Below are 26,553 nucleotides of genomic sequence, written 5' to 3' on the forward strand. Positions count from 1 at the left end.
AGACCAACGACAATGGCAGTGAGCGCAAACCGGCTTGAACTTCTGCAGATCGCAGATGCAGTGGCCCGCGAAAAGGTCATCGACCGCGAAATCGTGCTGGCTGCGATGGCTGACGCCATCCAGAAGGCCGCACGCTCGCGCTACGGTTCGGAAACCAACATCCGCGCCGACATCAATTCCAAGACCGGCGAAATCCGCCTGCAGCGTCTTCTTGAGGTCGTTGAAGTCGCCGAAGACTACGGAACGCAGATCCCTTTGGTTCTGGCCCGCGACCGCAATGTCGACGCCAAGATTGGCGACTTCATCGCCGATCCGCTGCCGCCGATGGATTTCGGCCGTATTGCCGCGCAGTCGGCCAAGCAGGTCATCGTCCAGAAGGTGCGCGAAGCCGAGCGTGACCGCCAGTTCGACGAGTTCAAGGATCGCGTCGGCGAAATCGTCAACGGCACCGTCAAGCGCGTCGAATACGGCAACGTCATCGTCGATCTTGGCCGTGGCGAAGGCATCATCCGTCGCGACGAGATGATCCCGCGCGAAAACATGCGTTACGGCGACCGCGTTCGCGCTTATGTCTACGACGTCCGTCGCGAACAGCGCGGCCCGCAGATCTTCCTGTCGCGTACCCATCCGCAGTTCATGGTGAAGCTGTTCACCATGGAAGTGCCGGAAATCTACGACGGCATCATCCAGATCAAGTCGGTTGCCCGTGACCCGGGTTCGCGCGCCAAGATCGCCGTCATCTCGAACGACTCGTCGATCGATCCGGTCGGCGCCTGCGTCGGTATGCGCGGTTCGCGCGTTCAGGCCGTTGTCGGCGAACTGCAGGGCGAAAAGATCGACATCATTCCGTGGAGCCAGGATCCGGCTTCCTTCATCGTCAACGCCCTGCAGCCGGCTGAAGTCGCCAAGGTCGTTCTCGACGAAGATGCAGAGCGTATCGAAGTCGTGGTTCCGGACGAGCAGCTGTCGCTCGCCATCGGCCGCCGCGGCCAGAACGTTCGCCTCGCTTCGCAGCTGACCGGCTGGGATATCGACATCATGACGGAAGCCGAAGAATCGGAACGCCGTCAGAAGGAATTCAACGAGCGCACCAACCTGTTCATGGAAGCTCTCGATGTCGACGAAATGGTTGGCCAGGTGCTTGCTTCGGAAGGCTTTGCTCAGGTCGAGGAACTGGCCTACACCAATCTCGACGAAATCTCGTCGATCGACGGCTTCGACGAAGACACCGCCAACGAAATCCAGACCCGCGCCCGCGAATATCTGGAGCGTATCGAAGCTGAAAACGATGCCAAGCGCGTTTCGCTCGGCGTCCAGGACGAACTGAAGCAGATCGAAGGTCTTACCGCCCAGATGCTGGTAGCGCTCGGCGAAGAAGGCATCAAGACGGTCGAAGACTTCGCCGGCTGCGCTGCTGACGATCTCGTCGGCTGGTCGGAACGCAAGGACGGCGAGACGAAGAAGTTCGAAGGCACGTTCTCGAAGTTCGACGTTTCCCGTGTCGAGGCTGAAAACATGATCGTCCAGGCCCGTCTGCTTGCAGGCTGGATCACTGAAGAGGATCTCGCCAACGGGCAGGCTGATGATGAGGCCGAGGAGGAGGCCGTCGCCGCCGATCAGGAATGATCGCGGACGACAATGGTGCGGATGATGCAGATGCTTGGCCGGACGATTTCGTCGTGAACGACCGTACCTGCATCGTCACCCGTGAGGCGACTGACCCGAAGGACCTTATCCGGTTCGTCCGCGCTCCTGACGGGAGCGTGGTGCCGGATCTGAAACGGCAGCTTCCCGGACGGGGTTGCTGGATCAAGGCGGAACGGGAGCTTGTCGACCGGGCCGTGAAGCGGAAGCTGTTCTCGCGCGCCTTCAAGAGCGAGACGAAGGCGGCTGACGATCTCGGGGCATTGGTCGATCGGCTTCTGGTCGCCGACCTTGCCGGGATGATGAACATGGCGCGCAAGGCGGGCCAGTTCGTTTCCGGCGCGATGAAAGTCGATGCCGCAGTCCGCTCGGGAGCCGCCGTCGGCGTCTTCCATGCCTCTGATGCAGCGGCGGACGGAGTTCGAAAGATAGATCAGGCCCGCAAGGCCTGGAAATTCGGCACCGATGCCGAGCATGACATTCCGGCCTTTCTGCTCCTTACAGGGGCGGAATTGGACGAAGTGATGGGCGAGAATGCTTTTATCCATGCTTGCGCGCTTGCAGGGCAGGCGGGTGAGGGTGTAGTGAAGCGCGCAAACCTACTTGAGCAGTTCCGTAAAGGCGGACTGCCCCAGACAAAGGGTGTCGTTGACATGCCTAAACCATGACGCTGTCACCGGCTCTAGCCGGACGCAGATCGAATTGTACGACTTGAACGACAGGTTCTGATGGCTTCCATCCGTTCCTGTACGAAGGAACAGGAACGGAATGACCGACAACAAAGACGACAAGACACTCGGCGTGAAAAAGACCCTCTCGCTCAAGCCATCCGGCATGAACCAGGGTACTGTGCGCCAGGACATGGGTCGCGGCCGCACGAAAGCGGTCGTCGTCGAAACGGTGAAACGCCGCCCGACCCGCCCGCAGGACGAAAAGCCGATTACCCCGATCGCAGCCGCTCCGGCCGCTCCGGCGCCGCGCCCTGTTGAAGCAGCAGCACAGCCTGCTCCGCAGCAGCCGCGCCCGCAACCGGCAGCGCCGGTGCACCAGCCTGCGCCGCAGGCACAGCGCCCGGCACAGCCGCAGGGTCAGCGCTCCGGTTCCCACCAGGGCCAGCGTCCGGGCTCGAACTACGGCCAGCAACAGGGCCAGCGTCCGCAGCAGGGTCAGCGCCCGCAGCAGTCGAACCAGCAGAACCGCCAGCCGAACCGCCCGAACGTGCTTCACGATCTCTCCGCAGGAGAAATGGAAGCCCGTCGCCGTGCGCTGGTGGAAGCGCAGGCCCGCGAAGTCATCGAAGCCAAGCAGCGTGCCGAAGATGAAGCACGCCGTGCAGCCGAAGCAGAAGCCCGCAAGGCCGAAGAGGCCGCTGAAGCCGCTCGCCGCGCAGCAGAACCCGCCCCCGAGCCGGAACCCGAACCCGTTGCTCCTGCACCGGCTCCGGTCGTTGCCCGCGCACCGGAACGCACCGGTGATCGTGCACCGGCTGGTCGCCCGCAGGACGGTCGTCCGCAGTCGCCGCGCCCCGGCACTGAGGCTCCGGCAGCGCAGCCGGGTGCCGTCCGTGGCCGCCGTGGCAATGAAGAAGATGATGACCGTGGCCCGTCCCGCAGCGCCGGTGCGCCCGGTCGTGGCCGTGTGGTCGCTCCGGCTCCTGCCAAGCCGCCGGCACGCCCGAAGGGTGACGAAGGCCGTCGCCAGGGCAAGCTGACCATCACCACTGCCGGTTCGGACGAGGACGGTAACGCCCGTGGCCGTTCAATGGCCGCGATGCGCCGCCGTCAGGAAAAATTCCGCCGCAGCCAGATGCAGGAAACCCGTGAAAAGGTTATCCGCGAAGTCATCCTGCCGGAAACCATCACCATTCAGGAACTGTCGCAGCGCATGTCCGAACGCGCGGTCGACGTCATCAAGTACCTGATGAAGGAAGGCCAGATGATGAAGCCGGGCGACGTCATCGACGCCGATCTGGCAGAACTCATCGCCGTCGAATTCGGCCATACCGTCAAGCGCGTTTCGGAATCCGACGTCGAAGAAGGCATCTTCGACAAGGCCGACGATGCGGGCGAAATGGTTTCGCGTCCGCCGGTCGTTACGATCATGGGTCACGTCGACCACGGCAAGACCTCGCTGCTCGACGCCATCCGCCAGGCGAACGTCGTGTCCGGTGAAGCCGGTGGCATCACCCAGCATATCGGTGCCTACCAGGTCGAGAAGAACGGTCAGAAGATCACCTTCATCGACACCCCCGGCCACGCCGCCTTCACGGCCATGCGTGCCCGTGGTGCGCAGGCGACGGATATCGCGATCCTGGTGGTTGCAGCCGACGACAGCGTGATGCCGCAGACGATCGAGTCCATCAACCATGCCAAGGCGGCTGGTGTTCCGATCATCGTGGCGATCAACAAGATCGACAAGCATGAAGCCAAGCCGGACAAGGTTCGCCAGCAGCTTCTGCAGCACGAAGTCTTCGTCGAATCGCTCGGCGGTGAAGTGCTCGACGTCGAAGTTTCGGCCAAGAACAAGACGAACCTCGACAAGCTACTCGAAGCCGTCCTGCTGCAGGCCGAAATTCTCGACCTGAAGGCCGACCCGACGCGTACTGCCGAAGGTACGGTCATCGAAGCCCAGCTCGACCGCGGTCGTGGTGCGGTTGCGACCGTGCTCGTCCAGAAGGGTACGCTGAAGCCGGGCCAGATCATCGTTGCCGGCGATCAGTGGGGCCGTGTTCGTGCTCTCGTCACCGACAAGGGCGACCACGTCAAGGAAGCCGGTCCGGCAACCCCGGTCGAAGTGCTCGGTCTTTCCGGCACGCCTGCGGCCGGTGACCGTTTCGCCGTCGTCGAAAACGAAGCTCGCGCCCGCGAAATCTCCGAGTATCGCCAGCGTCTTGCTCGCGACAAGGCGGTTGCCCGTCAGTCCGGCCAGCGCGGTTCACTCGAGCAGATGATGAGCAAGCTGCAGAATACCGGCTTCAAGGAATTCCCGCTGGTCATCAAGGGTGACGTGCAGGGTTCCGTCGAAGCGATCATCGCGTCGCTCGACAAGCTTGGTACCGACGAAGTTCGTGCCCGTATCGTCCATTCGGGCGCCGGTGCAATCACCGAGTCGGATATCTCGCTCGCCGAGGCATCGGATGCCGCAATCATCGGCTTCAACGTCCGCGCCAATGCACAGGCTCGTACGATCGCCGAGCGTAACGGCCTCGACATCCGCTACTACAACATCATCTACGATCTGGTGGATGACGTTAAGGCAGCCATGTCGGGTCTTCTGTCGCCGGAACGTCGCGAAACCTTCCTCGGCAATGCCGAGATCCTGGAAGTCTTCAACATCACCAAGGTCGGCAAAGTTGCCGGTTGCCGTGTCGTCGAAGGCAAGGTCGAACGTGGCGCAGGCGTACGCCTCATCCGCGACAACGTCGTCATCCACGAAGGCAAGCTCAAGACGCTCAAGCGCTTCAAGGACGAAGTTGCCGAAGTGCCGATGGGTCAGGAATGCGGTATGGCCTTCGAAAACTACGAAGATATCCGCGCCGGCGACACGATCGAGTGCTTCCGCGTGGAACACATCACACGCACGCTTTAAGCTTGATAATTGTCATGTTAGGAACCGCCGGGGAGAAATTCCCGGCGGTTTTTTTATGTGGAGGTTTTCATGGCTATTTCGTTCGATCTGACCGGCAAGACAGCGATTGTCACCGGTGCCAATACCGGTTTAGGCCAGGCCATTTCAGTTGCCCTTGCCCAGGCCGGGGCCAAGGTGGCGCTGGTCGGTCGCTCATCGATGGCGGAAACCGAAGCCGCAATCAGCGCCAGCCGCGGCGAGAGCCTCGCCATATCGGCTGACCTTTCCACGCTCGAACCGATCGAACGTATTCTCGACGAAACCACTTCCTGGTCCGGAGGTGCTGATATTCTCGTCAACAATGCCGGGATTATTCGCCGCGCCGATGCCCTCGAATTCAGCGAGGCTGATTGGGATGCGGTGATGGATGTGAACCTGAAGAACGTGTTTTTTCTGTCGCAAGCCTTCGCCCGGCGGCTCGTCGCAGCCGAGAAGGGTGGAAAGATTGTCAACATTGCCTCACTTCTTTCCTTCCAGGGCGGCATCCGTATTCCCTCCTATACGGCGTCCAAGAGCGGCCTTGCAGGCCTGACCCGGCTCCTGGCCTGCGAATGGGCCGGTAAGGGTATCAACGTCAACGCCATTGCCCCCGGTTATTTCTCGACCAACAATACGGAAGCTCTTCGCGACGACCCGGACCGCAATGCCGCCATTCTGGCGCGCATCCCAGCCGGTCACTGGGGCAAACCGGAAGAGCTTGGCGGTGCAGCAGTCTTCCTCGCATCATCGGCCTCGGACTACATTCACGGCACCGTGCTGCCCGTGGATGGCGGCTGGCTGGCGCGCTAAGTCTTTACGCGGCCTCGTTTTTAGAATGCCTGATCTGCGCCATCTCCGATGGCGCAGATACATTCTCGCCTTGAGCTCTGTCATCCCCGACGTCGTGAAGGTAAAATTGGCAGCTTCACTCAAGATTTATTAGTTGCCATTTGAACTCATGTTTATTATCGCATAGCAGCATAGTCTGTTGCTGGCCTCGATGCCGGCTGCGACCTGATGATGTCGTGCCGAGCCGGCAAAAATGCCTTTCGGCAATAGTCGGAGTATCACTTTCAATGTCTGCTGCACTTGTCCCCGCCCTTTCCGGAAATCGCCGCCTTGCCAAGGTTGCGAAACAGCTCGGGATGACGGCCGCAGCGCTTTCGCTTCTGGGCGCGATGGCGATGGCGCAGACCTCCGCTCCGGCTCCACAGGCGCCGACCACTCCGCAGACGGATAATGCACCACAGCAGCAGGCTCCGGCTTCGTCTGCAGCGCCAACGACCGGCCGGACGGCTCCCGCCGCAGCGCCGGCAACGACGCCGACCGCGCCTTCCGCTCCTGCGGAAAATGCAGCACCGACCAGCCCTGCAGCACCCGCTTCCCCTACGGCCACGGAGGCGGCTCCCGCCGCTCAGGCTCCGGCACAATCCGCCCAGCCTGCTTCCTCGACCGAGACAACGGCTCCCGGCGTATCCCAGTCCGCATCGGCTTCTACACCGGCCGAATCCGGCTCCGAGGCAGGCGCCGTGCCCGCACAGGCCCAGGCTGCGCCGCAGGAAACGGTAACCGACCTTGCGCCGGCGGAAGAAGAAACACCGGTACTGACAATCCCGCACGACCTTTCGCCCTGGGGCATGTTCATGGCGGCGGACTGGGTCGTTAAAAGCGTCATGATCGGGCTTGCCATCGCTTCGCTGGCAACCTGGACCGTATGGCTGGTCAAGACGCTCGAACTTGCCGGCGCCCGCACCCGCGCTGGCCGCATCATCAAGATCATCCGCAATTCCCGTACGCTCGCCGAAGCTGTCGATGCCTCTGCCGGACGCGGCGGTCCTGCCGCCTACATGCTCCAGGCAGCAGCTGAGGAAATGAGAATGTCTGCAGAGGCTCTCGACCATGTCGAAGGCGACGGCGTCAAGGAACGCGTCGGCTCCTCCCTGTCGCGCATCGAGGCCTTTGCCGGTCGCCGTATCGCACGCGGCACCGGCATTCTGGCGACGATCGGCTCGGTCGCTCCCTTTGTCGGCCTGTTCGGCACGGTCTGGGGCATCATGAATTCGTTCATCGGCATTTCCGAAACGCAGACGACCAATCTTGCCGTCGTCGCGCCCGGCATTGCCGAGGCGCTACTTGCAACGGCCATCGGCCTCGTCGCCGCCATTCCCGCCGTCGTGATCTACAACCTGTTTGCCCGTTCGGTTACCGGATATCGCCAGTTGCTTGCCGATGCAGCCAGTGGCGTCGAGCGACTGGTGAGCCGCGATCTCGACTTCCGCAAGGTTCCGCCGGGCGGCCGCAAGGCAGCCCCGATGTCCCTGATGGCCGGAGAATAAGTCCATGGCCGGCGGCATTCGCGAACATCACGGCGAGGAATTGCAGGAAAACCACGAGATCAACGTGACGCCCTTTATTGACGTCATGCTGGTGCTCCTGATCATCTTCATGGTCGCCGCGCCGCTTTCCACGGTCGATGTCAATGTCGACCTGCCCGCATCGAGCGCAAAGCCCGCACAGCGGCCTGAAGAGCCTCTCTATCTGACGGTTCAGGAAGATCTCACGCTCAATCTCGGCAATGACCAGGTGGCGCGCGAGCAGCTGACGACCAGGCTGAACACGATTACCGGCGGCAACAAGGATACCCGCATCTTCCTCCGTGCCGACAAGGCTGTCGGCTACGGCCCGTTCATGGAAGTGATGAACCTTCTGCGGGATGCCGGTTATCTGAAGATCGCGCTGGTCGGACTGGAAACCCTTCCGGGTGCCGCAGCACCTGCTGCCCAGCCTGCAGCGGGTCAACCCGCAGCAAGCCAGCCTGCCGCACCGGCTTCGCCAGCACCAGGGGTTTCGCGATGAACCCAGCCGCCCCCTATCGTAGCCGGGTACAGAAGATCGGCGAAATATCACTCTGGGCAGGCGCCGGCGCATTCGTGCTGACGGCGCATATCGCTGCTGCCGCTCTGCTGATGCAGGAAGAGCCTATCGTCGACGCAGACAGTTCGCCGCCGGCTGCAATCATGATCGAGCTTGCGCCTGAACCGGAAGCCGTGAACACGGAGGAAGAGCAGATTTCTCCCGACTCGACCGATTCCGAAAAGGTGGAGAGCGAGCAGCTCAAGCCTATCGAAGAGGTTCAGCAGGAGCCCGAGCCTATTCCGGATCCGGTCGAGCCCCCGCCGGAAGAAGTGGTGAAGGAAGAACCTACACCGCCAGAGCCTGAAATCGCCCAGCCCCAGCCCGAACCGCCGCCGGAGCCGATCGAAGAGCCCGATCCGCTTGAGGAGCAGATGACTGCGGCTCTGGACAATGTCGAGGTCCCGCTACCGGTTGTGCGCCCACCACCGCCGCCGCCGGAAATCGCGGAAAAACCGGAACCCAAAAAAGAGCCGAAGAAGGTGGAACGCCGCAAGCCGCAACAGCAGCAAGCTCAAAAAGAGCTGGCTCAGGCCAAGGCGCAGGTCCAGCAATCGGACCGGAATGCCGCAAGCCAATCTTCTACCGGCTCCGTCGCAACATCGTCGGTTCCTCCTGCCCGATGGCTGACGCGTGTCAGGGCGAAGATTGCCCGCAGCGCTCGCCGTTGCCCGGGAGGCGACAAGGGTGTGGTGATGGTCAATTTCAGCTTTGACAATGGCGGAAACATCGGACGCGTGTCCGTTTCACGCTCCTCCGGTAACGCCCAGATCGACGATTATATGGCTTCGGCCATTCGTAGGGCCTCGCCAATTCCGGTACCACCCGCCGGTGTTGCAAGCACGCTCACTCAGTTGGTAGAGTGCAAGTGACCGCATAGAAGGGTCCGGCTAGAAACTCCGCTCGGAAGGGGAGCCAGATACCTCTGGTCCCTCGTCTCAACATGGAATTTCTGGACCCCCTCACCCATGCATATGACATTAACTGAAGCCGGGATGCTGGTTCGTGGCATCTTCGAAGATAACGGCGTGCGACCCTCTACATCGTTCTCCGTCGCCCACGCACTCGTCCAGGCGGAAGCTGCCGGTCAATCCGGCCACGGCCTGCGCCGCGTTCCGGCTTATGTGAAGCAGGTTCGCACCGGAAAAGTGGATGGCCAAGCGGAGCCGATCCTCTCGCGCCCTCGCCCCGCGGTGATGTCGATCGACGCCGCGCATGGCTTTGCCTACCCGGCACTTGATCTTGCGGCCACCGAACTTCCAGCCATTGTTCGCGATCAGGGCATCGCCTTTGCCGCCATCGGTCGCTCCCATCATGCCGGCGTAATGGCGCTGACGGTGGAGCGTTTTGCCGAACAGGGTCTGATTGCCATGATGTTCGCCAATGCACCGGCCGCAATGGCGCCCTGGGGCGGCAAGAGCCCACTCTTCGGCACCAATCCGATTGCATTCGCCGTACCGGTCGCAAATGCCGATCCTGTGGTCATCGACCTGGCGCTCTCAAAGGTCGCACGTGGCAAGGTCATGGAAGCCCACCAGAAGGGAACGAGCATCCCTGACGATTGGGCCCTCGACATTGACGGAAACCCCACCACGGACGCTGCAGCAGCGCTTAAAGGCACGATGGCGCCTTCCGGTGGAGCAAAAGGGGCTGCACTGGCGCTGATGGTGGAGATACTTTCAGCGGGCCTTGCAGGCGCCAATTTTTCCTATGAGGCAAGTTCGCTCTTCGATGAAAACGGGCCACCGCCGGAACTCGGTCACTCGATCATCGCAATCGATCCGGACGCCGCCAATGGCGGCGGCACGGCCATGCGCATGGCAACTCTTGCCGAAGAAATGGCTAGGCAGGACGGCGTGCGGCTTCCCGGTCGCCGCGGCAAAGGCCTGCGGGCCGAGGCTCTTTCGAACGGAATAGAGATCGAGGACGACGTATTGAAGGCGATAGAGGCGCTTCGCTGATCGCAGGACGACACCACGACCCTGAGCCTACCTCACATGCATGGCTCAGGGTTCTGCCAGGCGACAGGGCGGCATCAAACGCTTTTGGTAAAGCGTAGTAGCACTGCCGTTCAATTGTCTTTCGGGAAAAGACCCTCCAGAAAAGCGAAAAGCCTGGCGCGGGAGGAGGATGCGCCAGGCTTTAAACTTGATCGACAACTGGGAGGAGGAGGATGTTGTCGATCCGTATCGAACGACACTGGGAGGAGGAGTGCGTCGTTCGATGAGTGGTATATAGGCTAATACTGGTATGCTCGCCAAGCCGGTTAGGCGCATTGCAGCAATGCATTAGGTGCAAAGCTGAGCATTTGCCCATGGCGGCGATATCATGGCAGCAATCATCACTATATCGATATGCGCAAAGCTGGATTATAGGCAATATCGATTCAAATGCTTGGAAAGGCGGGATTATGGCTGAAATTCGCTATCACGAGGGAGATCTTCCGGCGACGGCAGCGGCCCGCTACACGGGTGCGGTGGCAATCGATACCGAAACGCTTGGCCTCATCCCACGTCGTGATCGCCTATGTGTTGTGCAATTATCTCCCGGGGACGGCACGGCCGACGTCATTCGCATTGCTGCTGGACAGAATCAGGCGCCCAACCTCGTCGCGCTTCTGGCTGATTCGTCGCGGCAGAAGATCTTTCACTACGGCCGATTCGATATCGCCGTGCTTTTCCATACGTTCGGGGTATTGGCCACGCCGGTCTTCTGCACCAAGATCGCTTCACGCCTGACCCGAACCTATACCGATCGTCACGGGCTGAAGGACAATCTGAGAGAACTGGTCGAGGTCGACATTTCCAAGGCCCAGCAGCAGACCGATTGGGCGGCGGAAACGCTATCACAGGCGCAGCTCGAATATGCGGCCTCGGACGTGCTTTATCTACATGCCTTGCGCGACAAGCTGACCATGCGGCTGATCCGCGACAACCGCACGGATCTTGCCACCGCCTGCTTCGAGTTCCTGCCGACACGCGCACGACTTGATCTTCTCGGTTGGGAAGAGACAGATATTTTCGCGCATAGCTGAGCCATGCCGCCAGTTCCGGCAGGCGGCGCTGGCCGTTTGCCGGGCTCCCGACACGAGATCAACGATAATTAGCCGACCGTTAACCATTTCCGTTTAACGTCTGTCAATCGGCATCATCCCGCCATGAGGCGTAGCGACAGCCGTCGCACCATTACCCAAACACGGCCGAACTGTTCCACCGTCGCAGATAACAGATGGAGCATGCGATGCTGCCACCCGTTCGTGCCGCGTTGAGTTCGACTGCAGATTACCAGAACCAGACGCAGGCTACAGTCAACCCTGCGCGCGTGACCTCATCGCCAGCGTCCGCGCAGTCGCAGTCGATAAGCAACGCTGTCCTCTCAGGCGCGCGGCTCGATGCCGCCTCGCTGTCGGCTCAACTCAAGCTGGCGCAGGGGTCCTCCATCCTTGCCGAGACGATCGGCAAGCTGTTGAAGACACCGCGGCGGGAAAACGAAACGCTGATCGACTATACGGCACGCCTTTTCGAAGCCGTTCAGGCGCTGAAGCCGCAGGAGGTCGCCAATGTGGAGCGGCTGCTCAACCAGATCGTCAAGGGCATTTCCCTGCGGTTGATGGCTGAAATCCTAAAAGAACCTTCAGGCCCGGCAGCCGCCCGGCTTGCGGCGCATATAGAGACCGCGAACATTGCCCAGCGCGATCTCGCGGCCAAGACCGTCGTCAGTTTCTATCGGCAGAATGGAAGTACTGACACACCGCCAGCGGGCAATGGTCCGCGTCTGCAGCAAGCTGCGAGCCCTACGGCTGCACAGACCGGCCAGATAAGTCCAACACAAACAACTTCGAACGACGACCATATTGCCTCGCTTCGCCAGCCGGCCGGGAACGAAGCTTCGCCGAAGCTTGGCGAAGGCCAGAATCAACGTTCACCAGCCCCGGCCCCCGCATCACCTGAACTCAAGCCGCAACAGGCGGAGCAGGCATCGAAACCTGCAAGCTCGATAACCGGCCCAGCCATTGCATCGGCGTCGCAGGCCCCAACCAGTCGTCCAGTTACCCCGACAAGTGAAGCAGTTGCAGCAGCAAAGCCGACAATGTCCATGACTGGCTTGAAGGATGGATCCCAGGCAAATGCGGTGCGACCCGATATCATTCCCGGCAGAGCCAGCACACCCACGACGGTAATCAGCAATCAGTTGCAAATCTCGGCAACCCAGGTCGCCCAGCAGGCAGTGGCAACCGAACCCGAAGAAATGCAGGCTCTGGCGCGCACCGCGGTGGAAATGTTCAAGCTGGACATACCGGTCCCTGCGCGTCTCTGGTCGTCGCTTTCCGATCAGACCCTGCTGAAACTGGCAAACTGGCTGGCGACGGCCCTGTCCGAACTCGATCTGCCGGAAACCAAGCATCTACCGATGTCCTCGCCTGCGGTCCAGACTGCAACGGATGACGGACTTGCCGATCAACAGCGTGCGGCCGGTAACGCGCCTTCCGCAAGTACATCTCATGGCGGACAGACGGCGGCATCACCGCAAACCGCCAACGGCGCCACGCCAGATGCCGCCCGTGCCGCGGCTGTGGCAGCGAGGGCGGATATGCCGGAACAGAATATGGCGGCGCTGGCGGTTGCTGCGAACACCGTGCCGACACAGGCACGCGAAGCTCTTCCCTGGCCCTATGTCGCAGCCTATCCACCTGCCGATGAAGAACCGAGACATAGAGAGCGGCAGGCCGAACCGATCGAGGCGCTGGAAGACGAAGAGCAGGACGAATCATCACAGCAGCACGCTTTTGGCGACGAGCACGAGCCGGAAGGCGAGGAGCCGCAGGATGATGATACCGAGGGTGAGGAAATCATCAGCGATACGATGACCAGGGCAGAGAAGGCGGCAGGATACCGAGCCGGCGAGGCCAGGCTGGAAGCGGACGTGCCCGAGGTGCAACCGAGCGATCTATACTGGCGCATGGCCGGCTGGACGTAATCCGGAAATCTGCCGAGCACGTGTTCGGCTTTTACAAGTGATCATGAAAAAGCCGCCGGACCTTTCGATCCGGCGGCTTCTTTTATTTCAGGAAACGACGATTACTCGTTGCTGCCGCGGTTCTTCAGGGCTGCGCCCAGAATGTCGCCGAGCGAAGCGCCCGAGTCGGACGAACCGAACTGTGCAACTGCTTCCTTCTCTTCGGCGATTTCGAGCGCCTTGATGGAAAGCATGACCTTGCGGTCCTTCTTGGAGAAGTTGACGACGCGGGCGTCGACAACCTGGCCAACCGAGAAACGCTCCGGACGCTGGTCGTCGCGATCGCGAGCGAGGTCAGCGCGGCGGATGAAGGCAACGAGGTCTTCGTGGGCAACGAGCTTCACTTCGATGCCACCGTCGTTGACGGCGATGATTTCAGCCGAAACGACAGCGTTCTTGCGCAGGTCGCCGGAAGCGGCTGCATCACCAACGGCATCCTTGCCGAGCTGCTTGATGCCGAGCGAGATACGCTCCTTCTCGACGTCAACATCGAGAACGACAGCCTTGACGACGTCACCCTTGTTGAACTCTTCGATGACCTGTTCGCCCGGACGGTTCCAATCCAGATCGGAAAGGTGAACCATGCCGTCAACGTCGCCTTCGAGGCCGATGAACAGGCCGAATTCGGTCTTGTTCTTGACTTCGCCTTCGACTTCAGTGCCGGCCGGATGCGAGTAGGCGAATGCCTGCCACGGGTTTTCCAGGGTCTGCTTGAGGCCGAGCGAAATACGACGCTTGGACGGGTCGACTTCGAGAACGACAACGTCGACTTCCTGGCTCGTGGACAGGATCTTGCCGGGGTGTACGTTCTTCTTGGTCCAGGACATTTCGGAGATGTGGATCAGGCCTTCGATGCCCGGCTCCAGCTCTACGAATGCACCGTAATCGGTGATGTTCGTGACGGTACCGGAGATCTTCTTGCCGATCGGGTACTTGGCCGCAATGCCATCCCACGGATCCGACTCGAGCTGCTTCATGCCGAGCGAGATACGGTGGGTTTCCTGGTTGATGCGGATGATCTGAACCTTGACCGACTGGCCAATGGACAGGATTTCCGACGGATGGTTCACACGGCGCCATGCCATGTCGGTGACGTGCAGCAGGCCGTCGATGCCGCCGAGGTCAACGAACGCACCGTAATCGGTGATGTTCTTGACGACGCCGTCAACAACCTGGCCTTCTTCGAGGTTCTGAACGATTTCAGAACGCTGCTCGGCACGCGACTCTTCGAGAACCGTACGGCGCGAAACAACGATGTTGCCGCGACGCTTGTCCATCTTGAGGATTTCGAAGGGCTGCGGGTTGTGCATGAGCGGGGTAACGTCGCGGATCGGACGGATGTCGACCTGCGAACGCGGCAGGAAGGCAACGGCGCCGTCGAGATCGACGGTGAAACCACCCTTGACCTGGTTGAAGATAACGCCTTCAACGCGCTCGCCAGCTTCGAACTTGGCTTCGAGCTTGACCCAGCTTTCTTCGCGACGAGCCTTTTCGCGCGACAGAACGGCTTCGCCGAGAGCGTTTTCGATGCGCTCGACATAGACTTCGACTTCGTCGCCGACCTTCAGCGAACCGTCTTTGCCCTTGGCGCCGAATTCCTTAAGCGCGATGCGACCTTCGACCTTGAGGCCGACGTCGACAACTGCCATGTCCTTCTCGATTGCCGTTACCAGACCTTTGGTAACGTAGCCTTCGGCCAGATCGTTGGATGCGAAGGATTCCTCGAGAAGAGCTGCAAAGTCTTCGCGCGTGGGGTTAGTTACTGCCATGAAATCTCCTGATCGTGTCCTAAGCAAGGACACGCATGCGCCGGTGGTTCGTGTTAAACACGCCCGAAGTCCAGGCCCGCCTCTCTCTACGACTGTTGCGTGGGAGGCTATCCGGCGCTGGGACTGAACTGCGGGATCTCTTTAAACGAAAGGCCGGTCTCCCGGCAGTTCGTCAATTCTTTGTCAGGGCGACGTCGATGAACGATTTCGCGGCCTGAAACGCGGCCTCTATACCCATTTTAGAGGTATCTAGCAAGTGTGCGTCATCTGCCGGCTTCAAAGGGCTGTCGGCGCGACCCATGTCGCGCTCGTCGCGCTTCTTCACATCGGCGAAGATATCATCATAACTCGCCTCGCCGCCCTTGGCGATGATCTCGTCATAACGGCGTTTTGCGCGCACGTCGGCAGAGGCCGTGACATAGAGTTTTACCGTCGCATCGGGGCAAACGACAGTGCCGATATCGCGACCATCGAGAACCGTGCCGGGCGCCTTTTCCGAAAACGCCTGCTGGGCCTCTACCAGCGCGCGGCGCACTTTCGGCATGACGGCAATCTTCGACGCCGCCTCACCGATGGCATGGGCCGACAGGATATCGCGATCGAGGCCGGCAAGTTCGACCTCGCGGGCCATCTTTTCCGCGACAGCCTCATCATCCAGCGGCAGGCCGGCATCGAGAAGCGCCTTGGCGGTGGCGCGATAGGTCAGGCCGGTGTCCAGATGATGGAAACCGTAGGTCTCGGCAATCTGGCGCGACAACGTGCCTTTGCCCGCTGCCGCCGGCCCATCAATGGCAATGACGACGCCCATCAGGCGCCCTCACCTTCCACGGCATCGATCTTCGCGCCGAGGCCGGTCATCAGATCCATGAATTCCGGGAAGCTGGTGGCGATGATCGAGGCATCGTCGACAGTGACCGGGTGTTCCGAGGCGAGGCCGAGCACGAGGAAGCTCATGGCGATACGGTGATCGAGATGGGTGACGACGGACTTGCCCTGCGCATTGCCATAACCCTTGCCGCCCGGACGGCCGCGAACGACCAGCGTTTCCTTGCCTTCATCGCAATCGACGCCGTTGAGCTTCAAGCCTTCGGCGACGGCCGAAAGACGGTCGGATTCCTTCACCCGCAGTTCTTCGAGGCCAAGCATGGTGGTGGTGCCCGACGCATAGGCGGCGGCAACAGCCAGAACCGGATATTCGTCGATCATCGACGGCGCGCGATCGGCCGGAACGGTAACGCCCTTCAGCTCGGAATATCGTACCCGCAGATCGGCGACATCCTCGCCACCGGCAAGGCGTGCGTTCTGCACTTCGATATCGGCGCCCATTTCCTGCAGCGTCAGGATCAGGCCGGTTCGGGTCGGGTTCATCAGGACGTTGAGAATGGTGACATCCGAACCGGGCGTCAGAATTGCAGCCACCAGCGGGAAGGCCGTCGAAGACGGATCGCCCGGCACGTCGATGACCTGACCCTTGAGCTGGCCGCGACCGACGAGGCGGATGGTGCGAACGCCTTCGGCATCGGTCTCGACCGTAAGATCGGCGCCAAACCCCTGCAGCATCTTTTCCGTATGGTCGCGGGTCATGACCGGTTCGATGACGGTGGTGATGCCCGGCGTGTTGAGGCCGGCGAGAAGCACTGCCGACTTCACCTGCGCGGATGCCATCGGCACGCGGTAGGTGATCGGGTTCGGGGTCTTCGGGCCATGCAGCGTCACCGGCAAGCGGTCGCCTTCGGTCGAAGAGACCTGCACGCCCATTTCGCGCAGCGGGTTCAAGACGCGGCCCATCGGGCGCTTGGAAAGCGATGCGTCGCCGATGAAGGTCGAGGCGAAATCGTAGACGCCGACCAGACCCATGGTGAGGCGGCAGCCGGTGCCGGCGTTGCCGAAATCGAGCGGCGCTTCGGGTGCCAGAAGCGCGCCATTGCCGGTACCTTGAATGATCCACTCGGCGCCGACCTTTTCGATCCTGGCGCCCATGGCGCGCATCGCCTTGCCGGTGTTGATGACATCTTCGCCTTCCAGAAGGCCGGTGATGCGGGTTTCGCCCGAGGCGAGACCGCCGAACATGAAGGAGCGGTGCGAGATCGATTTGTCGCCGGGAATCCGGATCGTTCCTTTAAGAGCTTCCGAGCGAGCCGACTTTGCCGGCTTCAACGCGATACCATGCGACATTGAGTGTCCCTATTCCTCAAGCGTTTCTGAATTTTGCGCCGTCGTTATCATAAAGCGTTTTGGCGGTCATCCGCTTGTTGGCTCAAGGAGGGCAAGAAAGCCCGGAAAGTTTGGCTTTGACATCAAGAGCCGTTAGCCTTAAGGGGACCGGCTTAGATTTTTCACCCATTCATCCATCGCCGCACCCGCGGCGCGCCGATCTGATCGGCCGGCTCATGAGGCTTAACAGTGGCAAAAGCGGAACTCGGAACCAAACGTACCGACCCGGATACCGGAAAGAAGTTCTACGACCTGAACCGTGATCCGGTCGTTTCTCCCTATACGGGCAAGGCCTGGCCGCTGTCCTTCTTCGCTGAACACAGCGCCGCCATCAAGATGGAGGAGGCTGCCGAAGACGAGGACGACATCAAGGAAGTCGATAGCGAGAGCCAGGAAGCCGAAGTCGTTTCGCAGGAAGACGCCGACGGCGACAACAGCGGTGACGACATCCCGGATATGGGCGATGACGATGACGTTGATATCGGCGACGACGAAGACGACACCTTCCTTGAGCAGGAAGACGAAGACGACGACGACATGACCGGCATTATCGGTGTCGGCGGCGACGACGACGAACAGTAATTGACGCTAACGCCCGACAATTTCAGAAAAATTGTCGGGCGTTTGATTTTTCGGCTTGCACTTCCAAAAATGGCGAAGTAATAAGCCGCCACTTCCGGAGCAAACATCGCTTCGAAGTTTCCCAGGACCGGAAAATACCGGACCACCCTGATGGGGCTATAGCTCAGCTGGGAGAGCGCTTGCATGGCATGCAAGAGGTCAGCGGTTCGATCCCGCTTAGCTCCACCAAATCTTCCCAGACGATAAATCAGAGATTTGAACCAAAACTCAAGCGTGCTTGAATTTGTGCGTATGCGCCATGCAAGCACGGTCAACCTTTCGCCTTGCCAGGGCGGCATTGCGAAGACGCGTCGATTCGGCCTGCAGCGGTCGCTTGCTGCGCGCCGCCCCCTTGAGTGCAAGTTCGTTCAAGGCAAATTCATCGCGATAATGGTCGCGATATGCGATTGCCTTTTGGCGGATCACCAATGCGACCAGAGTGCAGAACAATCCGAAAGTGATGAGCAGTACAGATGCTGTTATCATGACCCTTCCTCTGCCTTATTAACGCAGAGGACGGCATAAGGTTCTCGATCGAGATCAAAGTCCGGGTCTTACAGATTGATGAGGGCCGCTTTTATGCAATTGCCCGGTCGTTTACGTCGAACCGGTGCATGAAGGCCTTGTCCGGTGTGGCGAAGACAATGTCGTCCGCACCATAACGATGCTCACCGAACAGACGTACCGTCACGAGGCCAGCCTGCTCCGTTTCGAGATAGAGGATGGTATCGGCACCGAGATGTTCGGCATGGACGACCTTGCCTTTCCAGTCGCCCGCCTCCCGTGACAGGGCGATATGTTCCGGACGGATGCCGACCGTCTTCGCTCCCGCCTCGCCCAGCCGTTCCGCCGGGATAAAATTCATTTGCGGCGAGCCGATGAAACCGGCGACGAACATATTGGCAGGCTTGTTGTAGAGATCCATCGGCGAGCCGACCTGCTCGATCGCACCGGCATTCAGCACGACAATCTTGTCGGCAAGCGTCATCGCCTCCACCTGGTCGTGCGTCACATAGATCATCGTCGCCTTGAGGCGCTTGTGCAGGCGGGCGATTTCCAGCCTTGTCTGGACGCGCAATGCCGCATCGAGGTTGGACAGTGGCTCATCGAAGAGAAACAGGCTCGGTTCACGCACGATGGCGCGGCCGATCGCCACGCGCTGGCGCTGGCCGCCGGAAAGCTCTGCCGGGCGGCGAGCAAGATAGGGATCGAGCGACAGCATCGACGAGGCTTTCGTCACACGCTCCTCGATCTCCGCTTTCGGTGTGCCGGCCTGCTTCAGGCCAAGGCCCATATTGTCCTTGACCGTCAGGTGCGGATAAAGCGCGTATGACTGGAAGACCATGGCGATACCGCGCTTGGCGGGCGGCACGGTCGCCACTTCCTGGCCGTCGATACGGATCGAACCGGAAGTGGCATCCTCAAGACCTGCGATGACCCGAAGCAGCGTGGACTTGCCGCAGCCGGACGGGCCGACGAAGATGACGAATTCGCCTTCCTTGACGTCGAGATCGATACCCTTCAGCACCTCGTGGTCACCGAAGGCCTTGCGGATGGATGTCAGTTGCAGCGAACCCAAGAGCGTCTTCCTTTAAAATTCCGTACCGGCGTCAGAGATGGACAGGTTTGCCCGTGCGGGCGCTTTCGTCCGCCGCAAGGCAGATCCTCAGCGATTGAACCGCATCGTCCATGTGCCGGGTGAGATCGATATTTTCGCGGATGGCCCGCAGCATATAGGCCTGTTCCAGATCGCAGAGTTCCTGGTGGCCCGGCTCACCGGCCATCCTCATATCCTCGTCGGGGCGGATGAATTTCCCGTCGGGGCCGGTGTCTGCGCTGTGCAGACGGATGACCGCGGTTTTCGTGTGGGTGTCGATGTCGTCCGACTTGGCATTCGGATCCATGACGATCGAGACCGAGCCCTTGGGCGATATGACATCCTTCACGAAGAAGGCGGTTTCCGAGATCATCGGCCCCCAGCCGGCCTCGTACCAGCCGACGGATCTGTCGTCGAAAATCACCTGCAGATGACCGTAATTATACATGTCCGGCGCGATCTCGTCGGAAAGGCGCAGACCCATGCCACGAACCTCCACCGGCTTCGCATCGGTGATCTGGCACATGACATCGACATAATGCACGCCGCAATCGACGATCGGCGGCGTCGTGTTCATCAGCGCCTTGTGAACGTCCCAGGTCGGGCCAGAGGATTGCTGGTTGAGGTTCATGCGGAAGACGTAAGGCGGGCCGAGCTTGCGCGCTTCCTCGATCAGCCGGATCCAGGACGGGTGATGGCGCAGGATGTAACCGATCACCAGTTTCCTGTCCGCAGCCTTCGCGGCTGCCACGACCCGCTCGGCATCGGCAACCGTGGTCGCCAGAGGCTTTTCGACAAAGACGTGGCAGCCGGCCTCGAAGGCGGCAACGGCATAATCAGCATGGCTGTCGGAATAGGTGCAGATCGAGCAGAGATCGGGCTTCAGCTCCGCCAGTGCATCCAAGAAATCAGGATGAATCTCGTAGCCCGACAGCGCCGGATCGAGTTTCGGCACAGAGCGGTTGACCAGCCCGACGATCTCGAAGCCCGGATCGTTGTGATAGGCGAGCGCATGGCTGCGGCCCATATTGCCGAGACCCGCGACGAGAACGCGAACGGGTTTATTCGTCTCACTCATTTGACGGCTCCAGAAGTGATGCCGCGGATCAGCTGGCGGGAGAAGATGACATAGAGAACCAGAACCGGCAGGATGGCGAGCGATAGGGCCGAGAGAACCGCGTTCCAGTTGGTAACGAACTGGCCGATGAACATCTGTGCGCCCAATGTCACGGTCTTGGTCGCTTCACCCGGTGCGAGGATCAGCGGGAACCAGAGATCGTTCCAGATCGGGATCATGGTGAAGACGGCAACCGTCGCCATGGCCGGACGCACCAGCGGCAGGACGAGGCGGAAGAAGATCGCGTATTCCGACAGGCCGTCTATGCGCCCGGCATTTTTCAGGTCATCGGAGACCGTGCGCATGAATTCCGACAGGATGAAGATGGCGAGCGGCAGGCCTTGCGCCGTATAGACCAGAACCAGAGCCGTCAGAGTGTTGACGAGGCCGGCCGCCACCACGCCCTGCAGGATGGCGACGGTGCCTAATCGAATCGGGATCATGATGCCGAGCGCCAGATAAAGCCCCATCAGCAGATTGCCGCGAAAACGGTATTCCGACAGCGCGAAGGCGGCCATGGCGCCGAAGAGCAGCACGAGCGCGATGGAGACTACGGTGACAATCAGGCTATTCTGGAAATAGCCGATGAAATCGCCCTGTTTCAGCACGGTCTCGTAACCGACGAGACTGAAGGTCGAGGGCGTCGGGATCGCCATCGGTTCGCGGAAGATGGCGTTGCGGGTCTTGAACGAGTTGACCAGCGTGAGAAAGACCGGGAAGAGCGCGATCAGCGTGTAGCTGATCAGGGCCAGATGGATCAGTCCGGTGCGCAGGTACGAGGTGCGGGCTGTTGCCATGATCGTCCTCCTCAGAACTGGTAGCGACGCATGCGCCGCTGGATGACGAAGAGATAAAGCGAAACGCCGGCAAGGATGATCAGGAACATCACGGTCGCGATCGTCGCACCCATGGAGCGATCCCCCATCTGGTTCTGGAAACCGAAGAAGGTGCGGTAAAGAAGCGTACCCAGAATATCGGTCGAGCCGTCAGGTCCCGCAAGCGCGCCCTGCACCGTGTAGATCAGGTCGAAGGCGTTGAAATTGCCGACGAAGGTAAGGATCGAGATGATGCCGATCGAGGGCAGAATCAGCGGCAGCTTGATCTTCCAGAACTGGCTCCAGCCGGTAATGCCGTCGCATTCGGCGGCTTCCAGCACCTCGTCGGGAATGTTCAGGAGCGCCGCATAGATCAGCATCATCGGGATGCCGACATATTGCCAGACGGAGATCAGCGACACGGTGATCAGGGCGCTTTCCGATTTGCCAAGCCAAGGGGCAAAGGCCCATTTTAGCCCGACCCAATCCATCATGCCGGGCGCAATGCCCCAGATCGGCGAAAGGATCAGTTTCCAGATGAAACCGACGATGACGAAGGAGAGCAGCGTCGGCACGAAGATGGCGGTGCGGTAGAAGGTGGCGAACCTGAGCTTGGACACCGACAGCATGGCCGCAAGCGCGATGCCGACCGGATTCTGCACCAGCATATGGATGACGAAGAAGATCAGGTTGTTGCCGAGCGCATTCCAGAAGCTGGCAGAAAGTCGCGGATCGGAAAACAGTGTGATGAAATTGGTAAGGCCGACAAACACGGTCTGGCCGTCGACCAGATTATAGAGCGACAGGCGCAGCGTCTCGATCAGCGGCAGGATCATGATTGCCGTATAGACGAGGAATGCGGGCGCGAGGAACACGAGAATGTGCCAGCGGAAGGGACGCTTGATCGGGGCCAGATCGGATGGATTGTCGGCTTCGCTCATCAGTCTCATCTTGCTCTTGAGGCTAGGCAGCTCTTACCGTGCTGAACCTTGAGGAAATAAAGACCCCTCCCCACCCTCCCCACAAGGGGGAGGGCTTAACCCGGCCGACCCGCCGAGATTCAATTGAACCGAGGTGGGTGCAGCAGGTCTTCTCCTCCCTTGTGGGGGAGATGGCCGGCAGGCCAGAGGGGGCTTTTTTATGTATGACGCTCCCACTTACAGGGAGCGGCAGCTCACTTCGCCGGCTTGTACCAGCTATCGAGGCCCTTCTGGGTCTCTTCGGCGGCCTGTTCCGGGGTCTGCGTGCCGTTGATGACATTCGCAGACACGCGCCACATTTCCAGGTCGAGGTTCGGCTGGCCGCGGCCGACGATCGCCGCACTCGGGCGGATGGTCGGCTTGCAGTTCTGCCGCCAGGAGACGAATTCCTGTGCCAGCGGATCCTCCATCTTCACCGCCGTCGAGTTGAGACTGAAGAAGCCCGGCAGCGAGTTGGCGTAAAGCGTGGCGAATTCCGGCGAGGCGACCCAGGCGAGGAATTTCTTGGCCGCTTCCGGGTTCTTGCCCTTGGCGTTCAGACCGATGCCGATGTCGTTATGGTCGGAAATGTAGCAGGTATCGCCTGCCTTCTTCACCGGCGGCGGGAAGGCGCCCATTTCGAAATCGGCCTGCGCCTTGAACGGCGCGATTTCCCAGGAACCGGCCGGATAGATGGCGGCGCGACCAAGTGTGAACAGGTTCTGGCTGTCCGGATAGGTCTGCGCTTCGAAACCGTCGCCGAGATAGGGCTTCCACTTGGCGAGCGTCTTGTAAGGCTCGACCCAGTCGGCATCAGTCAGCTTCTGGGTGCCGGCGATCAACGCCTTGCGGCCTTCCTCGCCCTTCCAGTCGTTCGGGCCGATATTGTAATAGCCCATCGTGGCGGCTTCCCACTGGTCCTTGGTGCCCATGGCCATCGGGATATAGGTGCCGTCCGCCTTGATCTTGTCGAGCAGCGCGAAGAACTCGTCCTCGGTCTTCGGCACTTCGACCTTCAGCTCTTCAAACGCCTTCTTGTTATAGATGAAGCCGTGGATGACCGATGCCATCGGCACGCAGAAGGTCGTCTTGCCATCGTCCGTGGTCCAGGCGGACTTGGCCGTGTCGGAGAAGTTCTTGATGCCGTCGAGATCGTTCAGCGGTGCGAGCTGGCCCTTCTGGAACATGGCGAGCGACAGGTCGAACGGGCGGCAGGTGATGAGATCACCGGCGGTGCCTGCTTCCAGCTTGGCGTTGACGGCGGAATTGTATTCGGTCGGCGCCATCGGTGCGAAGGTCACCTTGATGCCAGGGTTCTTGGCTTCGAAGGCCGGGATCAGCTTTTCCTGCCAGATAGACAGGTCGTCGTTGCGCCAGCTTTCGATGGTCAGCGATGCATCCTGCGCCAGAACCGCGCCTGCCGGAGCAAACATGGTCGTGGCTAAAAGCATGCCTTTCAGTAGACGGGTCATGATGTTCTCCCTGTTTGTTAGCGCCCTCAAGCGCATTTCACGGTATTTTCCGTCATGGTCAGTTCCGTCAGTGCTTTCCTCAACACTTGTCCGGAACGATCTAGTAATTCTCTTGCCGTATCCGCATCGGCGGCGCCTGCGGCCAGCAACACGGCAATCTTGACCGATCCATCCGCCTGGCCAAACCATTCCCTGGCCTCGTCGAAACCGATGCCGGCAATCTCGGCCACCATGCCGGCGGCGCGGATGCGCAGTTTCTCGTTATCGGCGCGCAGATTGACCATATGGCCGTCATGCACATGGCCAAGCCTGACGGCGGCAAGCGTGGACAACATGTTGAAAGCAAGCTTCTGGGCCGTGCCGGCACCCATCCGCGTGGAGCCAGCCACCACTTCCGGCGGCGTCTCAAGCAATACGGAAACATCCGCGCCGTCGAACAGGCGGGCACCGGGATTGTTGGCGATCGCCACGACCTTTGCGCCGCGGCTGCGGGCGATTTCGGCAATCTTTACGACATAAGGGGTGGAGCCGCTGGCGGAAACGGCGAGCACGCAATCGCCCTGCCCGATAACCGCAGCATCCGTTTCAGCCAAAGCCACATCGTCTTCCGGAGCGCCCGGCATTTCGCCATGGCTCGACAGGCCGCCGGCCAGCAAAAGCACGATCTGCTCGCGGGGAATGCCGTAGGTTCCCGGAAGCTCTAGCGCATCGGCCATGGCCATCAAGCCCGAACTGCCTGCAGCGGCATAAACGAGCTTTGCCCCCGAACGAAGAGCATCGGCCACGAGCTCAGCAGCGTCGGCCAAAGCCGGGATGGCCGCGTCAACCGCGCGTGCCGCTTCCTGCTGGCCGGATGCCAGAAGCGCGAGAACATCCTCCGGCGCTCGCGTATCGAGGCCTTCCGCTTTCCCGTGCCTGGCTTCGGTGGCTTTTTGGCTCATCCGTTTCTCCCTCTGACTAAAATGATGCCAAAAAAATACCAATTGTCCAGCGAGAAATTAATAAACGTTACCACGCAAGGCTGCATCAATCCGATTGAGCGCTAAAACATTAGGAAAATCGGCCTGTTACGCTTGAAATTCTTGATCCGTTCATTTCTCCCTTGGTAAATGGTATTTTTTTGGTATCATCCGCATCGGAGGTACCAATGACGGGTTACATTCTCGGGATAGATGGCGGCGGAACGAGTTGCCGGGCGGCGCTGGCCGATCAGGCCGGCACCATGCTCGGCCGCGGCAAGAGCGGTGCGTCCAATATCCTGACCGATCCTGATACCGCACTCAGGCATATTACCGAGGCGGCAAGGCTTGCCTTCGAGGATGCGGGGCTGACAGCGGATCTCGGTTCGGCATCGGCCATTCTCGGGCTTGCCGGCAACAATGTCGGTGATGCCGTCGGTTATGTGACGGCACGGCTGCCCTTCAAAGCTTCGCAGATCGTTTCCGATGGCGTTATCGCGCTGCAGGGTGCGATCGGCGACGAGGATGGTGCGATCGGCATCGTCGGAACCGGAACCGTCTACATCATTCGCGACCAAGGCCAGTTCAAATCCATAGCCGGATGGGGTTTTCAGGTCAGCGATCTCGGCAGCGGCGCAAGGCTCGGCCAGCTGGCGCTGCAGGAATCGCTGCTCGCTTTCGACAAGATCCGGCCGATGAGCGCTCTGACTGAGGCCATCCTTCAAGAATTCGATGGCAATCCCGAACTGATCGTCGATTTCGCACGGTTGGCAAAGCCGGGTGATTTCGGCCGCTACACGCCGAAGGTGTTTGAATTCGCGGGCCGGAACGATGAAACCGCGCTGCGCATTCTGAAGGCAGGCGCAAACGGCGTCGACGAAGCGCTCGATGCAGTCAGCGCGGTTACCGGAGCCAAGGGCAAACTCTGCCTGCTCGGCGGTCTGGCGCCGCTTTATCCGCCCTATCTCTCCGAACGGCACCGGATACGTCTTTCCGAGCCTCGCGCCGATGCGCTGACGGGTGCTGTCGAACTGGCCGTGAAGGCTTATGCGGGCAAGGCGGAGATGCGCGCATGAGCGATACGCTGACCGCCATCCTGCCGCTCGACGGCCTGCAATCTGCAGGTTCCGGACCGCTTTACCTGAAACTGCGCCAGAGCCTCGAAGAGGCCATTCTTTCAGGCAAGCTCGGTCACGGCGATGCGCTGCCGGCCGAACGGGATCTTGCCGATTATGCCAATGTCAGCCGTGTCACGGTGCGCAAGGCGGTCGACGATCTGGTCAAGGACGGGTTGCTTACGCGCAAGCACGGGTCCGGCACGTTCGTCGTCAAGCCGCTGTCGCGCGTGGAACAGCCGCTCACCAAGCTTACCTCGTTTACGGAGGACATGGCGCGGCGCGGCCTCATCTCCCGTTCCGAATGGCTGGAACGTGGGCTGTTCCATCCGTCGCCGGAAGAGATGATGATGCTGGGCCTCGCCCCCGGCACGATGGTGGCGCGGATCGGCCGCCTGCGTTTCGGCAACGACATGCCGCTGGCAATAGAGCGAGCCAGCATTTCCGCCGAATTCCTGCCCGATCCGACCTCGCTCACCGGTTCGCTTTATGCCGAGCTGGAGAAAAAGGATGCGCGGCCGGTGCGCGCCATCCAGCGGATTTCCGCCACCAACATGAAAAAGACCGATGCCGGGTTACTGGAAGTGCCGATCGACGCCGCCGGCCTTTCGATCGAGCGGGTTTCCTATCTGGCATCCGGCCGAGTGGTGGAGCTGACGCGCTCGCTTTATCGCGGCGACGCCTATGATTTCGTGGCCGAGCTTTCGCTCGGAGAAAACTGACAATTCGAGGATTG

The 26,553-nt window shown here is 60.6% G+C and carries 23 protein-coding genes and 1 tRNA gene; 14 read left to right on the forward strand and 10 right to left on the reverse strand.

Translation table 11 applies throughout. The annotated features are described in order from the left end of the window. Positions 1 to 12: 12 nt before the first annotated feature. The 10 genes from nusA to HNQ72_RS15075 all read left to right on the forward strand — a co-directional run bounded on the left by nusA (position 13) and on the right by HNQ72_RS15075 (position 13,140). Positions 13 to 1,626, forward strand: coding sequence for a transcription termination factor NusA (gene nusA / locus HNQ72_RS15030; RefSeq protein ID WP_183992966.1), 1,614 nt, complete (start codon positions 13 to 15; stop codon positions 1,624 to 1,626). Further along, complete coding sequence (locus HNQ72_RS15035; protein WP_183992967.1) at positions 1,623 to 2,312, forward strand: RNA-binding protein; 690 nt, start codon at positions 1,623 to 1,625, stop codon at positions 2,310 to 2,312. The genes nusA and HNQ72_RS15035 overlap by 4 nt, the downstream gene beginning before the upstream one ends. 100 nt (positions 2,313 to 2,412) lie before the next feature. Then, positions 2,413 to 5,232: a translation initiation factor IF-2 gene (infB, locus tag HNQ72_RS15040; protein WP_183992968.1), complete on the forward strand. Its 2,820-nt coding sequence runs from the start codon at positions 2,413 to 2,415 to the stop codon at positions 5,230 to 5,232. Positions 5,233 to 5,301: 69 nt separating this feature from the next. Next, the gene (kduD, locus tag HNQ72_RS15045; RefSeq protein WP_183992969.1) at positions 5,302 to 6,060 is read left to right on the forward strand and encodes a 2-dehydro-3-deoxy-D-gluconate 5-dehydrogenase KduD; all 759 of its coding nucleotides are present in this window, start codon (positions 5,302 to 5,304) and stop codon (positions 6,058 to 6,060) included. Between the two features lie 335 nt (positions 6,061 to 6,395). Continuing rightward, positions 6,396 to 7,586 (forward strand): tonB-system energizer ExbB, encoded by a 1,191-nt coding sequence (exbB, locus tag HNQ72_RS15050; protein WP_373289438.1) that lies wholly within the window; start codon positions 6,396 to 6,398, stop codon positions 7,584 to 7,586. A gap of 4 nt (positions 7,587 to 7,590) precedes the next feature. Next, positions 7,591 to 8,106, forward strand: a complete 516-nt coding sequence (exbD, locus tag HNQ72_RS15055) for a TonB system transport protein ExbD (RefSeq protein ID WP_183992970.1) — start codon at positions 7,591 to 7,593, stop codon at positions 8,104 to 8,106. Next, a complete protein-coding gene (locus HNQ72_RS15060) occupies positions 8,103 to 9,035 on the forward strand; it encodes an energy transducer TonB family protein (RefSeq protein ID WP_183992971.1) in 933 nt (310 codons plus the stop codon). Before exbD ends, HNQ72_RS15060 begins: the two co-directional genes overlap by 4 nt. A 96-nt stretch (positions 9,036 to 9,131) precedes the next feature. Then, complete coding sequence (locus HNQ72_RS15065; protein ID WP_183992972.1) at positions 9,132 to 10,124, forward strand: Ldh family oxidoreductase; 993 nt, start codon at positions 9,132 to 9,134, stop codon at positions 10,122 to 10,124. Between the two features lie 446 nt (positions 10,125 to 10,570). After that, complete coding sequence (locus tag HNQ72_RS15070; RefSeq protein ID WP_183993160.1) at positions 10,571 to 11,197, forward strand: ribonuclease D; 627 nt, start codon at positions 10,571 to 10,573, stop codon at positions 11,195 to 11,197. Positions 11,198 to 11,403: 206 nt separating this feature from the next. Beyond that, the gene (locus HNQ72_RS15075) at positions 11,404 to 13,140 is read left to right on the forward strand and encodes a hypothetical protein (protein WP_183992973.1); all 1,737 of its coding nucleotides are present in this window, start codon (positions 11,404 to 11,406) and stop codon (positions 13,138 to 13,140) included. A gap of 101 nt (positions 13,141 to 13,241) precedes the next feature. Here the strand turns inward: HNQ72_RS15075 and rpsA are convergent, their stop codons facing one another. From rpsA to aroA, 3 genes are all read right to left on the reverse strand, one after another. Next, positions 13,242 to 14,948 carry a 30S ribosomal protein S1 gene (gene rpsA, locus HNQ72_RS15080; RefSeq protein WP_183992974.1) on the reverse strand — a complete coding sequence of 569 codons (1,707 nt, stop codon included), beginning with the start codon at positions 14,946 to 14,948 and terminating at the stop codon, positions 13,242 to 13,244. Positions 14,949 to 15,120: 172 nt separating this feature from the next. Continuing rightward, positions 15,121 to 15,756 carry a (d)CMP kinase gene (gene cmk, locus HNQ72_RS15085; RefSeq protein ID WP_183992975.1) on the reverse strand — a complete coding sequence of 212 codons (636 nt, stop codon included), beginning with the start codon at positions 15,754 to 15,756 and terminating at the stop codon, positions 15,121 to 15,123. Beyond that, positions 15,756 to 17,123: a 3-phosphoshikimate 1-carboxyvinyltransferase gene (gene aroA / locus HNQ72_RS15090; protein ID WP_183992976.1), complete on the reverse strand. Its 1,368-nt coding sequence runs from the start codon at positions 17,121 to 17,123 to the stop codon at positions 15,756 to 15,758. Before aroA ends, cmk begins: the two co-directional genes overlap by 1 nt. Before the next feature lie 228 nt (positions 17,124 to 17,351). On the opposite strand from aroA, the gene HNQ72_RS15095 reads away from it, so the two are divergent. Together HNQ72_RS15095 and HNQ72_RS15100 are read left to right on the forward strand one after the other, a co-directional pair. After that, positions 17,352 to 17,744 (forward strand): TIGR02300 family protein, encoded by a 393-nt coding sequence (locus HNQ72_RS15095; RefSeq protein WP_183992977.1) that lies wholly within the window; start codon positions 17,352 to 17,354, stop codon positions 17,742 to 17,744. Positions 17,745 to 17,896: 152 nt separating this feature from the next. After that, positions 17,897 to 17,972, forward strand: a tRNA-Ala gene (locus HNQ72_RS15100). 39 nt (positions 17,973 to 18,011) lie between these two features. Here HNQ72_RS15100 and HNQ72_RS15105 read toward each other — a convergent pair. From HNQ72_RS15105 to HNQ72_RS15135, 7 genes are all read right to left on the reverse strand, one after another. Beyond that, positions 18,012 to 18,269: a hypothetical protein gene (locus HNQ72_RS15105; RefSeq protein ID WP_183992978.1), complete on the reverse strand. Its 258-nt coding sequence runs from the start codon at positions 18,267 to 18,269 to the stop codon at positions 18,012 to 18,014. A gap of 91 nt (positions 18,270 to 18,360) precedes the next feature. Beyond that, the gene (locus HNQ72_RS15110) at positions 18,361 to 19,362 is read right to left on the reverse strand and encodes an ABC transporter ATP-binding protein (protein ID WP_183992979.1); all 1,002 of its coding nucleotides are present in this window, start codon (positions 19,360 to 19,362) and stop codon (positions 18,361 to 18,363) included. A gap of 31 nt (positions 19,363 to 19,393) precedes the next feature. Beyond that, positions 19,394 to 20,458: a Gfo/Idh/MocA family protein gene (locus HNQ72_RS15115; protein ID WP_183992980.1), complete on the reverse strand. Its 1,065-nt coding sequence runs from the start codon at positions 20,456 to 20,458 to the stop codon at positions 19,394 to 19,396. Continuing rightward, positions 20,455 to 21,294 carry a carbohydrate ABC transporter permease gene (locus HNQ72_RS15120; protein WP_183992981.1) on the reverse strand — a complete coding sequence of 280 codons (840 nt, stop codon included), beginning with the start codon at positions 21,292 to 21,294 and terminating at the stop codon, positions 20,455 to 20,457. Before HNQ72_RS15120 ends, HNQ72_RS15115 begins: the two co-directional genes overlap by 4 nt. A gap of 11 nt (positions 21,295 to 21,305) precedes the next feature. Beyond that, positions 21,306 to 22,253, reverse strand: a complete 948-nt coding sequence (locus HNQ72_RS15125) for a carbohydrate ABC transporter permease (RefSeq protein WP_183992982.1) — start codon at positions 22,251 to 22,253, stop codon at positions 21,306 to 21,308. A gap of 233 nt (positions 22,254 to 22,486) precedes the next feature. Beyond that, on the reverse strand, positions 22,487 to 23,743 hold the full coding sequence (locus tag HNQ72_RS15130) for an ABC transporter substrate-binding protein (RefSeq protein ID WP_183992983.1): 1,257 nt from the start codon (positions 23,741 to 23,743) through the stop codon (positions 22,487 to 22,489). A gap of 26 nt (positions 23,744 to 23,769) precedes the next feature. Further along, entirely contained in the window at positions 23,770 to 24,684 is a 915-nt protein-coding gene (locus HNQ72_RS15135; RefSeq protein ID WP_183992984.1) for an N-acetylmuramic acid 6-phosphate etherase, read from the reverse strand. 206 nt (positions 24,685 to 24,890) lie between these two features. Here HNQ72_RS15135 and HNQ72_RS15140 point away from each other — a divergent pair, with 206 nt between their 5' ends. Both HNQ72_RS15140 and HNQ72_RS15145 read left to right on the forward strand, forming a co-directional pair. Then, entirely contained in the window at positions 24,891 to 25,778 is an 888-nt protein-coding gene (locus HNQ72_RS15140) for a glucosamine kinase nucleotide-binding domain-containing protein (protein ID WP_183992985.1), read from the forward strand. Next, on the forward strand, positions 25,775 to 26,539 hold the full coding sequence (locus tag HNQ72_RS15145) for a GntR family transcriptional regulator (protein ID WP_183992986.1): 765 nt from the start codon (positions 25,775 to 25,777) through the stop codon (positions 26,537 to 26,539). Before HNQ72_RS15140 ends, HNQ72_RS15145 begins: the two co-directional genes overlap by 4 nt. Positions 26,540 to 26,553: the final 14 nt, after the last annotated feature.

Source organism: Aliirhizobium wenxiniae (genome assembly GCF_014201355.1).
Taxonomy (GTDB): Bacteria; Pseudomonadota; Alphaproteobacteria; order Rhizobiales; family Rhizobiaceae; genus Neorhizobium; species Neorhizobium wenxiniae.

Bases quoted from the DNA above. Each gene is read 5' to 3' on its own strand.
- nusA (WP_183992966.1), top strand. From the start codon at position 13: ATGGCAGTGAGCGCAAACCGGCTTGAACTTCTGCAGATCGCAGATGCA.
- HNQ72_RS15035 (WP_183992967.1), top strand. From the start codon at position 1,623: ATGATCGCGGACGACAATGGTGCGGATGATGCAGATGCTTGGCCGGAC.
- infB (WP_183992968.1), top strand. From the start codon at position 2,413: ATGACCGACAACAAAGACGACAAGACACTCGGCGTGAAAAAGACCCTC.
- kduD (WP_183992969.1), top strand. From the start codon at position 5,302: ATGGCTATTTCGTTCGATCTGACCGGCAAGACAGCGATTGTCACCGGT.
- exbB (WP_373289438.1), top strand. From the start codon at position 6,396: ATGACGGCCGCAGCGCTTTCGCTTCTGGGCGCGATGGCGATGGCGCAG.
- exbD (WP_183992970.1), top strand. From the start codon at position 7,591: ATGGCCGGCGGCATTCGCGAACATCACGGCGAGGAATTGCAGGAAAAC.
- HNQ72_RS15060 (WP_183992971.1), top strand. From the start codon at position 8,103: ATGAACCCAGCCGCCCCCTATCGTAGCCGGGTACAGAAGATCGGCGAA.
- HNQ72_RS15065 (WP_183992972.1), top strand. From the start codon at position 9,132: ATGCATATGACATTAACTGAAGCCGGGATGCTGGTTCGTGGCATCTTC.
- HNQ72_RS15075 (WP_183992973.1), top strand. From the start codon at position 11,404: ATGCTGCCACCCGTTCGTGCCGCGTTGAGTTCGACTGCAGATTACCAG.
- rpsA (WP_183992974.1), bottom strand. From the start codon at position 14,948: ATGGCAGTAACTAACCCCACGCGCGAAGACTTTGCAGCTCTTCTCGAG.
- cmk (WP_183992975.1), bottom strand. From the start codon at position 15,756: ATGGGCGTCGTCATTGCCATTGATGGGCCGGCGGCAGCGGGCAAAGGC.
- aroA (WP_183992976.1), bottom strand. From the start codon at position 17,123: ATGTCGCATGGTATCGCGTTGAAGCCGGCAAAGTCGGCTCGCTCGGAA.
- HNQ72_RS15105 (WP_183992978.1), bottom strand. From the start codon at position 18,269: ATGATAACAGCATCTGTACTGCTCATCACTTTCGGATTGTTCTGCACT.
- HNQ72_RS15115 (WP_183992980.1), bottom strand. From the start codon at position 20,458: ATGAGTGAGACGAATAAACCCGTTCGCGTTCTCGTCGCGGGTCTCGGC.
- HNQ72_RS15120 (WP_183992981.1), bottom strand. From the start codon at position 21,294: ATGGCAACAGCCCGCACCTCGTACCTGCGCACCGGACTGATCCATCTG.
- HNQ72_RS15125 (WP_183992982.1), bottom strand. From the start codon at position 22,253: ATGAGCGAAGCCGACAATCCATCCGATCTGGCCCCGATCAAGCGTCCC.
- HNQ72_RS15130 (WP_183992983.1), bottom strand. From the start codon at position 23,743: ATGACCCGTCTACTGAAAGGCATGCTTTTAGCCACGACCATGTTTGCT.
- HNQ72_RS15135 (WP_183992984.1), bottom strand. From the start codon at position 24,684: ATGAGCCAAAAAGCCACCGAAGCCAGGCACGGGAAAGCGGAAGGCCTC.
- HNQ72_RS15140 (WP_183992985.1), top strand. From the start codon at position 24,891: ATGACGGGTTACATTCTCGGGATAGATGGCGGCGGAACGAGTTGCCGG.
- HNQ72_RS15145 (WP_183992986.1), top strand. From the start codon at position 25,775: ATGAGCGATACGCTGACCGCCATCCTGCCGCTCGACGGCCTGCAATCT.